At 76.7% G+C, this 11777-nt stretch carries 9 protein-coding genes and 1 pseudogene; 7 read left to right on the top strand and 3 right to left on the bottom strand.

The annotated features are described in order from the left end of the window. Positions 1-277 precede the first annotated feature (277 nt). Complete coding sequence (locus ABD353_RS23330) at positions 278-823, top strand: GNAT family N-acetyltransferase (protein ID WP_344625603.1); 546 nt, start codon at positions 278-280, stop codon at positions 821-823. A gap of 52 nt (positions 824-875) precedes the next feature. Here the strand turns inward: ABD353_RS23330 and ABD353_RS23325 are convergent, their stop codons facing one another. Both ABD353_RS23325 and ABD353_RS23320 read right to left on the bottom strand, forming a co-directional pair. Then, positions 876-1994, bottom strand: a complete 1119-nt coding sequence (locus tag ABD353_RS23325) for a HEAT repeat domain-containing protein (protein ID WP_344625602.1) — start codon at positions 1992-1994, stop codon at positions 876-878. A gap of 47 nt (positions 1995-2041) precedes the next feature. Next, complete coding sequence (locus ABD353_RS23320) at positions 2042-3253, bottom strand: glycosyltransferase (RefSeq protein ID WP_344625601.1); 1212 nt, start codon at positions 3251-3253, stop codon at positions 2042-2044. Between the two features lie 125 nt (positions 3254-3378). Here ABD353_RS23320 and ABD353_RS23315 point away from each other — a divergent pair, with 125 nt between their 5' ends. Both ABD353_RS23315 and ABD353_RS23310 read left to right on the top strand, forming a co-directional pair. Beyond that, entirely contained in the window at positions 3379-4233 is an 855-nt protein-coding gene (locus ABD353_RS23315) for an endonuclease/exonuclease/phosphatase family protein (RefSeq protein WP_344625600.1), read from the top strand. A gap of 42 nt (positions 4234-4275) precedes the next feature. Beyond that, on the top strand, positions 4276-5763 hold the full coding sequence (locus ABD353_RS23310) for a hypothetical protein (protein ID WP_344625599.1): 1488 nt from the start codon (positions 4276-4278) through the stop codon (positions 5761-5763). A gap of 122 nt (positions 5764-5885) precedes the next feature. Here ABD353_RS23310 and ABD353_RS23305 read toward each other — a convergent pair. Then, positions 5886-6593 (bottom strand): annotated as a pseudogene (locus tag ABD353_RS23305) (ferritin-like domain-containing protein); the annotation flags it as partial. Positions 6594-7104: 511 nt separating this feature from the next. On the opposite strand from ABD353_RS23305, the gene ABD353_RS23300 reads away from it, so the two are divergent. The 4 genes from ABD353_RS23300 to ABD353_RS23285 form a co-directional block, all read left to right on the top strand. Continuing rightward, positions 7105-8421: an AAA family ATPase gene (locus ABD353_RS23300; RefSeq protein WP_344625598.1), complete on the top strand. Its 1317-nt coding sequence runs from the start codon at positions 7105-7107 to the stop codon at positions 8419-8421. Then, positions 8418-9047, top strand: coding sequence for a bpX5 domain-containing protein (locus tag ABD353_RS23295; protein WP_344625597.1), 630 nt, complete (start codon positions 8418-8420; stop codon positions 9045-9047). Before ABD353_RS23300 ends, ABD353_RS23295 begins: the two co-directional genes overlap by 4 nt. Then, positions 9044-10735, top strand: coding sequence for a hypothetical protein (locus tag ABD353_RS23290; protein WP_344625596.1), 1692 nt, complete (start codon positions 9044-9046; stop codon positions 10733-10735). The genes ABD353_RS23295 and ABD353_RS23290 overlap by 4 nt, the downstream gene beginning before the upstream one ends. Further along, positions 10732-11777: bpX6 domain-containing protein (locus ABD353_RS23285; RefSeq protein ID WP_344625595.1), on the top strand; the 1046-nt coding region annotated here is incomplete at its 3' end. The genes ABD353_RS23290 and ABD353_RS23285, both read left to right, overlap by 4 nt.

Below are 11777 nucleotides of genomic sequence, written 5' to 3'. Positions count from 1 at the left end.
CCGTCGGCTTCACCCGCCCGGTGGCCGGAGTGCGGCCGAACCACCGGCGGCTCCTCCTCGCCGTCGGGGTGGCGTCCTCGCCGTCGGGATGGCGCGTCCGTTGCGGAGGAGATCGGGCCGCGGTCCGGACGGGTGGCGTGGCAGGACCGGGCGGATCGGATCGGGACTCCGGCCGACACTCGGCAGGAGCGGTCCGGCCGATGACGCGCGGAGCCGGCGGTGTGCGGCAGCCCGAAATCCGCTTGCCCCGCTCTCCGTACCCGATGAGGATCGGCGCATGAGTCACGTCATACGAGCGGTAACGGTTGAGGACTGGCAGCGCGTCAAGGAACTGCGCCTGGATGCGCTGCGGGATCCCGTCGCGGGGATCGCCTTCCTGGAGACGTACGACAACGCCGTCACCAAGCCGGACGGGTTCTGGCAGGAGCGCGCGGCCGGCTCCCGCGGCGACATGATCGTCCAGCAGTTCGTCGCCGAGCGGACGGACGGCGGCTTTGACGGATCGGTGACGGTCCTGATCGAGCCGGCCGGCGGCGCGGATGTCTTCGGCGCGCCGGTCGACGTCGACCAGGCCCATCTGGTGGGTGTGTTCGTCCGCCCGGAGCAGCGCGGCACCGGACTGGCCCGGGCGCTGTTCGATGCGGCGATCGACTTCGCCCACCGGCTCGACGCGTTGAAGGTCTCCCGCGTCCGTCTCTACGTCCACCAGGACAACCAGCGGGCCGAGGCCTTCTACCGGAAGATCGGCTTCACGCGCAGCGGCCGCTCCGTCCCCGTCCCGGGCGACGAGTCGTCCGTCGAGCGCGAACTCGTCCTCGGCTGAGCCCCCGGCCGGCGATTCCGCCCGGGGAGGGCGCGGGGCGCTCCGCCGACGGCTACGCGGCGGGAGGTCCGGGGAGGTAGCGCCGGACTCTGGCGCTCGGATCGCCGGCCAGCTGGGCAGCCCTGCGTTCCACCTCCCGGGGGGCCAGGATGCTCAGGGTGCGCCATGCTTCGGCACGCACCCGTGTCCTCGGGTGGGTGGTGAAGTCCAGTACGCGTGGCACGTCGTGGGTGCCTCCGAGGTCGGCCAGCCCTCCCAGCGCTCCGACGGCGGTGGCGTCCGGCACGTCCCCGGGCGCGAGGGCGTCGCGGTACACCTGCGGGGCCAGGTCGGTGTACCCGCGCGCGTACAGGATGGCACGGGCGTGGTACCGGACCCGGGCGTCCGGATCGAGCATGGCCTCACGCAGGCGTCCCTCACCGTACGGCCGGCGGGCCCGGACCCGCAGGGCACGCAGTCGGATCCGGGGGCTCGCGCAGCTGTCCAGGAGCGGGAGAACGGCATCCTGCTCGGCCGGTGCCAGCTTCGACGAGGTGACGAGCCGGGCAGCCCACTGCCACAGGCCGGGGTCCTTCGTGGCGAAGGCAACCTCGACGGCCCCGGTCGGATCGATCCGCGCCAGCCACCGCAGACAGCACGCCCGCGCCACGGGATCGCCGGAGCGGGCGCCCTGCCGCAGCTCCTCCGCCCCCGAACGGCGGAGCAGGTCCTCCACCCCGGCCAGCATCGGGCGTGCCCTGCTGCGCCTGCGTATTCCGTCCAGCAGGGGCAGCAGCCGGACGAGGATCCCGACGTGCTCGGCACCGGTCAGCCGTGCGGTGACCGCGCGCTGCGCGAGGTCCCTGACCGGTTCGACGGGATCGTTGAGCCGCAGCAGGAGGAAGGGCAGCGCGAAAAGGTCTGCGGACGCTCCGAGCAGCTCGACCCCGGTCTGCCTGAGGTACCCGGAGCGGTCGAACGACATCAGGGCCGCCACGGCAAGGGCGTGCGGATCGGTCTGCCCGCCGCCCGGCACCTCGGATCCCATCAGGATGCCGGTGGAGCTGAGAGTCCCGCGCCTGCGGCGGTAGTCCGCCTCGATTCGCATCAACTCGACGGGCGTCGCCGTTCGGAGCAGGGTGTCCAGCCGGCTCGCCGCCGGCCCCGGGTCGTCGTCCCATGAAACCGTCACACGCGGGACAGTATCCAAAGTGCAGGGTCCACCTCGTCGCTCGGGGGCTAGCCGTGCTCGGTGATCAGTAGGCGGGCTGCGGTCAGGGCGCCGTCGGTGCGGATGCGGCCCGCCAGGGTGCGGGCGGTCCGGACCGTCCGGGGGGCGAGGGCATGGCGCAGCGCCGTGGTGAGGGAGTCGGCCGTCGGGTTGCTGCCCGGGTGGGCGCTGCCGATCCCGAGCCGGTCGACGCGGTCGGCGAAGTAGAACTGGTCGAACATCTGCGGGACGACCACCTGGGGCGTCCCGGCGCCGGCGGCCGCGGTGGTGGTGCCGGCCCCGCCGTGGTGCACGACCGCGGCGGCGCGCGGGAACAGTGCCTGCTGGTTCACCTCTCCGATCACCAGGCAGTCGGGCGCGGCCCCGTCGACGGAGAGGTCGGCCCAGCCGCGGGCGAGGACGGCGCGGCGGCCGAGTGCGCGGGCGGCTGCGATCATCGTCCGGGCGAGGCCCTCGGGAGCTCGCATGCTGCCGAATCCGAAGACGATCGGCGGCTCGTCGGCGTCGAGGAAGTCCTCCAGCTCGGGCGGGAGCGGGCGGTGGTCCGTCAGCGTCCACGCCCCGGTCTGCAGGACGTCGGGCTCCGACGGCCCGGGCCACGGCGCCAGGAGGGGATCGGCGGCGAGCCAGGGCGTGTCGGTGAGGATGTGGCGCCTGACGTCGCCGGCCGGGGCGAGGCCGATGGCGGCGCGCTGTGCGTCGAGCGCGGCGCCCCACAGGGCGTTCCAGCGTTGTGCGTCCCGGGCCCACAGGGTCGGGTTGTCGATCGTGCCGTCCGCGGGCTTGTCCCCCAGCAGTCCGAAGACGGGCGGCGCGTGGTGCGGGGACGGCAGTGTCATGGGCGCGAACGCGGCGTACACGTAGCCGGCACCGCGCTGTTCGGCCACCGAGCGGGCCGCGACGGCCAGCGCGCCGCCTGCCACGATCACGTCGCATCCCTCGGCGGCCGAACCCACCGCCGCGAACTGCTCCGCGACCGTGCCCTCGATCATCCGTCGTCGCTGTCCGGGTGTGGGCACCGTCCCTGCCGGCTGCTTCGCCGTGCCGTGCAGTTCCGGGCCGACCGGCAGGTAGGCGATCCCCAGTGACTCCGCCCACGGGCGGAAGTCGGGCGGTGCGACGACCACGGTTTCCTGTCCCAGTTCCTGCAGCCGCAGGGCCAGGGCGATCACCGGCTGGACCTCTCCCCGCGAGCCGATCGTTGACAGCAGCACCCGCATGTTCGCTCCCGATTCTTCTGCCGTGTCCCGTCGCACGGCTGGCCATGTTCGCCGAAAGAGGGGGCCTTGCGGCAAGATCCCCCCTGCGATATACGGTTGAACGGGAGAGGGAATCGGGTGGGGTCGTGGGGGACGGGGCAAAGACGCTCACGGTGGCGTCGCTGAACGTCTGTTGCGGGGTCAGGAACACGCTGCCTCCGCTGAAGGAGCGGGCGGCCGGGATCTGCGCGCTCATCGAGCGCACGGACGTGGACGTGGTGAACCTTCAGGAGGTCTGGACGCCCGGCCTGCTCGCCTTCCTCCGTGCCCGGCTGCCCTCCTTCCCCTTCCTCGCCCGCGGGACGGGTCTGCTGGGCCAGCCGGCGGGCGGCCTGGTCGCGTTCTCCCGGATGCCGCTGCGGTCGGCCGTGTACCGGTCGTTCCGCCGTGCCCGGGCGCGGCGCGGAGGCGTGCTCTTCCGTGCCGGCGCGGCGGCGAGCGCGGGCCTGCAGGGCGTGCTGACCTACGAACTCACCGGACGCCGGACCGTCGTGGGCAACGCCCATCTGACGGCGAACCACGACGGGGACTGGTCGCCGGGCAACCGGTACGAGGCCCTGCAGTCGGCGCAGCTGGAGGCGGTGCACGAAGCCGTGCGGGGGGCCCGCCGCCCCGACACCCGGCTGTCGTTCCTCGTGGGCGACTTCAATGTCCCGAGCAGCAGCGGCCTCTACCGGGCGGCAGTGGACGGCGGCACCTGGCGGGATCCGTTCGCGGCCGCCGACCTGCCGACCTTCCAGGCCGCGCTGCTGCCGGACGGGGCACGGGCGCACCGGGTCGACTACGTCCTGGTCCACGGCGATCCGGAGTGCCACCCCGTCACCGGCGCGGACGTCTTCCTGACGGAGCCGGTGCCGCTGCGGTCCGGGCCCGCGGCCCACCTCTCGGACCACGTGGGGCAGTTGGTCCGCGTCGGGCTGCCCGGCGCGGCGGCCGACTGACCTCGACACCCGAAGCTCGGCCGTTCACCGGAGGAGGAGCTGTTGGAACCCCGACCCGTCGGCGCGCTCGGCCCGTTGCAGGACGACCTGCACCGGCTGCCGACCCATCTGTATCCCGATCGGCTGTACGGCGGCCCGGCCCTGCCCGACCGTCCGGTCAGGGGTGTGCGGACGACGAGGCGCCGCGGCCGGCTCCACGGGCCGCTGGGGCTGAACCGGCCGGGCCTGCCCCTGCAACGGGTCCCGGTCCGCGCCTTCGTCGGGCCGGGAGGATCGGGCAAGACGCTCCGCGCTCTCGGCGAGAGCTACACGGGCGGCCACAACTGGGATCCGTACCTGTGGAGCTACCGGGACATCTCGTGGGTGTCCGCCCGCGACGACGCCTCGCTGGAGGCCGGTCTGCTGAAGGTGCTGGAACGCCTCCACCCGCGCGGCGGGGCGCCGTCTCCCGGTGCGGGCACCGGCACGCCGGAGGACCTGGTGCTCGACGGGCTCCACGCCCGGACGTCGCAGTGGCTGCTGATCCTGGACGGGCTGGACGACCCGGACCTCCTGCGGCGCCTCCAGGCGCCCGACGGCCTCCTCCGGCAGCGGATGCCCCGCGGCCCCTGGCCCGCCGTGGGCGAGATCGTGGTCACCTCCCGGATCACCGCCCGCTCCGCCTGGGGGCCGTGGGTCTCCCTGACCCGGGCCGAACCGTGGAACCGCGAGACCGCGGTCGAGCTGCTGCACGCCCACACCGGCGCCGGAGTCGAGCAGCACGCCGAACTGGCGGCCCTGGCGGCCCGGCTGGGCCGCCTGCCGTTGGCCTTGCGGCTCGCCGGGCGGCACGTGCACGCCCGGGCGGCGGCGGACGGGTCCTCCCCCGCGGACGGCATCGCCGGCCTCGCGGATGCCCTGGACGGGGTGTGGGGGCGGCATGCCGGCCGCCCCCACGCTCCGCAGCAGGCCGTGCCGGTGCTGTGCGGGCTGAGCCTGGACCTGCTCGCCGACCACGGTGTCCCGCACGCCCGGCCGGTGCTCGCCCTGCTCACCCTCTTCGCGGCGGAGCCCGTTCCGACGGCCCTGCTGAAGGCGGCGGCAGTGGTCGGCCTCCAGGACCCCCGTGGGGTGCGGATCACCGAGGAGGACCTGGAGCGGACGGTGACCGCGTTGCGGGACATCGGCCTCGTCCACGGGACGTCCCTGCTGACGGTGGATCCGCTGGTGAGGGAGGCCGTGCGCGCGGCGCTCGCACACGAGCCGGAGACGGCCCGAGCGGTACACGGGGTGTTCGTCGACCTGCTGGAGCTGGCCGTGCACGCGGTCGATCCCGAGGACCCGGGCCACGCCCCGTGGTGGCCTGCGCTCGCGCCGCACCTCACCGCGGCCCGCGACCTACCGGTGGCCGTGGCCGCGGCCGCGGATCCGCGGCAGGAGGCCCGGCTGACGGCGGCTGCGCAGGTCCTGGCGGCCGGTCTGCAGCGTCACGGGTACGTCCGTTCGGCCCGGCTGGTCCGCCGGGAGAGCGTGCCCGGCACCCCCTCGTAGCCGGTGTCCGGCCTGCCTGTCCCCGGCAGTTGCCACACCCTCGCCCGGGGCCGACACCCGTTCCTCGGATGCGCGGGCAGGGCGGCAGCGGCAGGCTCCGCCCGTCCGGCGGGTGTGCGCGGCGGGTCCGTCCCTAGGATCGCCGCGACCACCGGCCCGGCCGACCCCGCCACGTCCGCCACGAAGCGCCCTCGCCCGACGCCGAGTTCGCGCAGCGCCCGCCCGTGGTCGGCAGCCACCACCAGTCCCGCGCCGAGGAGCATCACCCGCCAGCCCGCCAGGACCGGCCGCCGGAGCGGGCGCGGCAGCCCCGCGACCGACCCGCGCAACCGCGCGCAGTGGAACGGGACGTGCCGCTCCTCGTCCGCCAGGATGCGCCGGGCGACCTCCGAGGTCAGCGGGTCGCCGGTGCCGTCCCGCAGCGCCCGGTAGTAGCGCAGGGCCACGACCTCCGCGACCATCAGGAGCAGCAGCTCCGCGTGGAGCCCCGCCGAACGGCGCATGCGTGCGAACACCGCGTCGCTCCAGTGGCCGGCCGACGTCGTCGCCCCGCCCGCCGCCAGCAACCGGGCGAGCAGCCGCGCGTGGTTGTGCTCCTCGTCCTCGAACAGCCGCACCGCTGCGGCGTAGTGCGGGTCGCCCGCGGCGTCCGCCTTGGCGATCAGGTTCGCGCCGTCGCCGTCCTCGCCGAGCTGGAAGCGCTGGACGCTCGCCCGCACCGCAGGGGACAGCCGGGCACCCGACTCCCAGGAGGGATCGGGCGTGGCGCCACGGCGGTCCCGTTCGGCCTCGAAGTCCCTCACCCAGGCGACGAATTCCGATGCAGCCATGCCCTGCCCCTTCCGTGCCCGTCCCGCCGCTCCGGGCGGCGCCCCCTCGATCAGGGAGGACGCTGCCGGACGGTTGCCCCGTTCCCGCGAGGACCAGCACCGCGGTCGGCCGGACCTGCCCTGGGCGAGCGCCTCCTTCGGCAGCCGGTTGCCCGACGTGCAGGGACGGCTGGTCACGGACGGACGGTGCACATGGTGCCGGCAGCGCCCGTCCGGGCAGCAGGCCGGGAGGCCGGCGCCGCGCCGTCGACACCGGCCGGTGTTCGGCCGCTTCGAGGATCCGGCCCACTGGCTCCCGACGCCGCCGAAGCAGGGGGCCGCACCGCGCGCGCTCAGGCACGCTCGGGCACGCTGCCGTGGACCGAGCCGGGCTGACGGATCCCGGTCCGGTCGGCCGCCGGGGCAGGCCCGGGCGGCGGGTGTGACACGACGCCGGCTCTCCGGAGTCCGTCGGGGCCGGGCGGAAACCCGTTGGTGGGGCTGTGACGGCGGACCGTAGACTCCCGTGATCATGACCGACATACCCGCCGCGGCCTCGCCGAACCCCGCGGCCCCGCACCCCTCCGTGTCCCCGTCGATCCCGGCGATCCCGTCGATCCCGTCGATCCCGGCGGCCGCGCCGTCCCCGGTGCCCGGCAGGGGCGGTGCGTCTGCGCCTGGTGGCGCGGGCACGGCCGACGCGGACCTCGTGGCGGGCGCCGGCGCCGCCGCGGGCCGGGGCATGGTCGACCGCGAGGTCGTCGCCGAGGTCGTGGCGCTGTGTGCGGTCGCCGGTGAGCACCTGCTGGTCGTCGGTGCGCCGGGCACGGCGAAGTCCGAGGCCGTGCGGCGGGTCGCCGGGCAGCTCGGCGGGCGCTACTTCGAGTACCTGCTCGGCCGGTTCACCGAGCCCAACGAGCTGTTCGGGCCGGTCGACCTGCGACGGCTGCGCGAGGGCCGCGTCGAGTTCGAGACCCGGGGCATGCTGCCCGAGGCCGACATCGCCTTCCTGGACGAGGTGTTCCTCGGCTCCACCGCCGTCCTCAACACCCTCCTCGGGCTGCTCAACGAGCGGGTCTTCCGCCGCGGCGGCACGGTGCTGGCCAGCCCGCTGAGGGTCTGTGTCGGTGCTGCCAACCACCTGCCCGAGGACCCCGGGCTCGCCGCCTTCGCCGACCGGTTCCTCGCCCGGCTGTTCGTCGAGCCGGTCGCCGACGCCCGGCTGGAGGAGCTCCTCGAAGCCGGACGCCGCCCGGCCCCGCCCCTGCTGGCGCCGGCCGACGGTGCGGCGCCGCACGGCGCACCCGGCCGGCCCACCGACCTGCTCGGTGCCCTCGACCGGCTCGCCGTCGCTGCTCGCGCCTGCGACCTCACCGAGGTCACCCCCGCGGTCGCCACCGCCCTGCGAAGGCTGCGCGCCGCCGGAGTCCCCGTCAGCGACCGCCGGGCCGTGCGCTCCCAGCGGCTGGTGGCTGCCGCCGCCGTCCTCGACGGACGGGACCGCGCCACCACCCGCGACCTGTGGGTGCTGCCGCTCATCGCCCCCACCGCGGACGCCCAGGCGCTCGCCCGTGACACCCTCGCCGACCTGATCGAGAAGTCCGCCAACCACAGCCTGGTGCACGCCGCCGAGGAGATGTCGCGCAGCGCCGATGCCCGGGCCGAGCGGCTCGCGCGCTCCGCCGCCGCCCTGCTCGCCGAGCACTGCGCGCTCCCGGGCGGCGCGGACTCGCGGCTGCGGCTGGAGGGCGCGCTGCGCGAGATCGACGCGGGCTTCGATCCGGGCGACCTGCCCGCCGTGCTCGCGAGCGTGCGCGCGGACCTGGTCGCGGCGGTCTCCCCGACGTGACCACCGCCCAGCCGTCCGTGCCCGCCCGGACGTCCGGCCCCGGCGGGGCGGTCACGCCCGGGCCGCCTGTAGCGCCCGGCTCGGCCGCCGAGCCCGTCTTCGCGCTGCGCTGGGAGCGGCGCGAACCGCCCCTGCCGCCCGCCGCGGTGCTCGCCGTCGGCGACGCCGTTCCGGCCCTGGCCGCGGCGACCCGGGCCCGGCTGCTCGCCGGCGTGCGGCTCGGCACGCTCGCGGACGCGGGCGCCCTGCTCGTTCTGGGTGCGGCCGACGACCTGCCCTGGGCCGACGGTGCCCGCTACCTCGGGCGCGAGGGCGAACTGCTCGTCCCCACCACGGCGCGGCCGCTGCCCGTACCCGCCCTGTGGCCGGCCGCCCTCGGCGCCCGGCGCGGCCAGGTGTGCGTCCTGCTGCCCGGGCACGCCATGGTCGCCGACCCGCCGCCGCCCACCACCGACCCCGCGGCACTGGACCGCTTCCTCCCGGCCGAGCCAGACACCGAGCCGGGATCCGCCGCCGAGCCGGAGCCCGACGCCGCCCCCGGCCCTGGCCCCGACGCCGCCCCCGCACCCGCCCCTGGACCCGCCCCCGGATCCGCCGAGCAGCCCACCGGGAGCCGTCCCGCATGACCAGCGCCCTGCCCTCCGCCCTCGCCCCCTGGTCGGCCTCCCTCACCGCCCTCACCCCCGAACTCGCCACCGCCCTGGGCCCGTTGCTGCGCCGCCTGGAGGCCCTGGTCGCCGAGCACGAGCCGGCCGCCCGGGCCGAGGGCACCCCGGACGGCCACGGCGGCCTCGCCCGCACCGGCCACCCGGACCGGCTGCTGCCCTCCGAGTGGCTGCTCGCCGACGAGGTCCCCGATGAGTTCCTCCGTCGCCTCGTCGACGGCGAACTCCTTCACCTCGCACCCGAGTTCACCTCCCCTACGCCGACCGGCCGGACGGTCGTGCTGGCCGACACCGGCCCGGAGCAGGCCGGCGCCGCCCGCCTCGTCCAGCTCGCCGCCCTGCTCGTCCTGCACCGCAGGGCCGCCGCCCGCGGCACCGGTCTGCGGGTCGGCATCCTCGGCGACCTCTCCGGCACCTGGCTCGGCGGCGACCTGGAGGACCTGCTCCCGGCCTGGCTGGAGGCGCGCCGCCGGAGCGACCCGACCTCTGAGGACGTCCGGCACGCCCGCGAGCTCCTGGAGGACGGCGACCGCGCCTGGGTGCTCACCTCGGAACGCCTCGCCGCCCTCCTCCCGGCCGGCACCCGGGCGCTGACCGCCCGGCCGGTGCGGTGGGACGCGAACGGCGCCACCGGCGTCGAGGTGCGCATCTCCACCGGTACGGCCGCCCCCACCACCGCGCTGCTGCCGCTGCCCGCCCCCGACATCGCCGTCCGGGCGCTGCGCGGCGCCGGGTTCCGTCGCGCCGCCCCGGCGCAGGCGGTGCTGCCGACCGGCGTCCGGGGTGGCGCCCTGCCCGTCTTCACCACCGACTCCCGCACTCTGCTGGCCCGCGGCCGCGACGCGGACGTCCTGCTCGCCGTGCACCTGCCCGGATCCGACCAACACGCCGCCGCGGTCCGCGCCCGCCGTCACGACCTGCCCGGTCCCGCCGTGGCCGCCGGCCGCAACGGGCGGCGGCTGATCGTGCTGTGCGCCTGGGGCCGCCGGCTCGTCCCGTACGTGAGCGGGCGCCGGTTCTGCGAGCGCGGCGAGTACGTGGTCCGCGACAGCGCCGCCCTCGGGCTCGACCGCGCCGGCCTGGACGCGCTGCTGGCCGAGCCGGTTCTGCCGTTGCTGGTCGACGGCCGGTTCCTGCGGCTGCCGGTCGCGGGCCGCTGGTGGCGGATCGGCGCGGACGGCGAGGCCGAGGACGACGGGCCGGTCGGCAGGCAGGCTGCGGGCGTACCGTACGACCGGGCCCGTGACACCCGCCTGTTCGAGGGCGACCTGCCGCCCGAAGCCGCACGGGCCCGCCATCTGCTGCACGGCGCCGGCGCCGTCGCATGGAGCAAGGACCGCCGCGCCTGGGACCTCGTCGACCGCGACGGCGTCCGTCAGCGCGTCGCCCTCCGGGAGCAGGCGGACGTGATCGGGCTGGTCCACGGCGCCGAGGGCGCCGCCCTGGTCACCCTCGGCCGCAAGGACGCCGTGCTGCGCCACGCCCGTGCGAGCGGTCGGCGCACCCTCGCCCGGCTGTCCGGCGGCAGCGGCCGCCCCGCCCTCCACCCCTCCCTGCCCCTGATCGCCGTGCCCAAGGGACCCGACCGGATCCTGGTCGGCGACGCGGACACCGGGCGGATCCACCACGTCATCGGGAGCGGCCAGTGAGCACCGCAGAGGCGCCCCGCACGGCCCGTCCGACCCCCGACCGGCCGGACCGGCGCACCTCCGCCACCCGCCCGCCCGCGCCCGGGGACTTCCGCGGCGCCGTCGAGGCCGACGGCTTCGTCCTCGACACCCCCGTCACCGGACCGGCCGAGGCCGCCGCCCGGGTCCTCGCCCACTGGCAGGACGGCGCCGAACTCCACCGGCTGCCCGACGGACGCTGGCTGTTCACCCTGGCCGCAGCGGTCACCGTCCGCGCGGACCTGGCCCCCGGCCTGCCCGTGCGCCGCACCGCCGGGGCGCTGGTCGCCCTCGGCACCGACGGAACCGGCGCCCCCGCCGGGCACCTGCTGCTCACCACCGGCGGCCGCGTCGCCGCGCACCCGACCGCCGACCTGCCCGCCGTCGACCCGGCGGGCTGGCTCGACCCCGGCGGCCTCACCGTCCACCGCCTCGGGCCCGTCGGCACCCCACCCGACCCCGCACCCGTCGTCGACGCCGTGCCGGCCCCGGCCACCCCCGACCTGCGCGCCGCCGCCGAGCTCGGCGCCCGCTCGGCGACCGCCGGCCGACTGCTCGGCGAGTCCGGGCGGCCCCGGCTGCTCGACCGTCTGCCGGTGATCGCCCTGCCCCGGCTGCGTCTGCGGCGGACGCCCGGCGGGCCGCGCTTCGCCCGCCTCGGGCCGTCGCCGAAGGCTCCGCGCCGCGGTGCCGCCCCGGCCGGGCTGCTGTCGCCGCGCGGTCTCGGCCGCCTCCTGCGGTCCGTGCTGCGCGGCGCCCGGACCGCCCTGCGGTTCCTCATGAACCTCGCCGGTGCCGCCGTGGTGCTGACCGGCCTCGTGCTGATCCTGGTCCGGACGGTGAACGGGCTCGCCTCGGGCGACACCACCTCGCCGTACACGCTGTTCGGTCCCGTCCTCCTGGTCCTCCTCGCCCTGGCGATCCGTCTCCAGCGGCAGCAGGCCGGCGCCGCGGCCGGCGGCTCCGCAGGCACCCGCACCCGCACCCGCGGGGCGGCCGCCGGCGGCGCCGCGGGCGGGGGGGC

It is taken from the genome of Kitasatospora arboriphila, from assembly GCF_039528095.1.
GTDB lineage: Bacteria > Actinomycetota > Actinomycetes > Streptomycetales > Streptomycetaceae > Kitasatospora > Kitasatospora arboriphila.
Note: the sequence above shows the minus strand (reverse complement) of the source record. Positions and strands in the feature narration are given on the sequence as shown.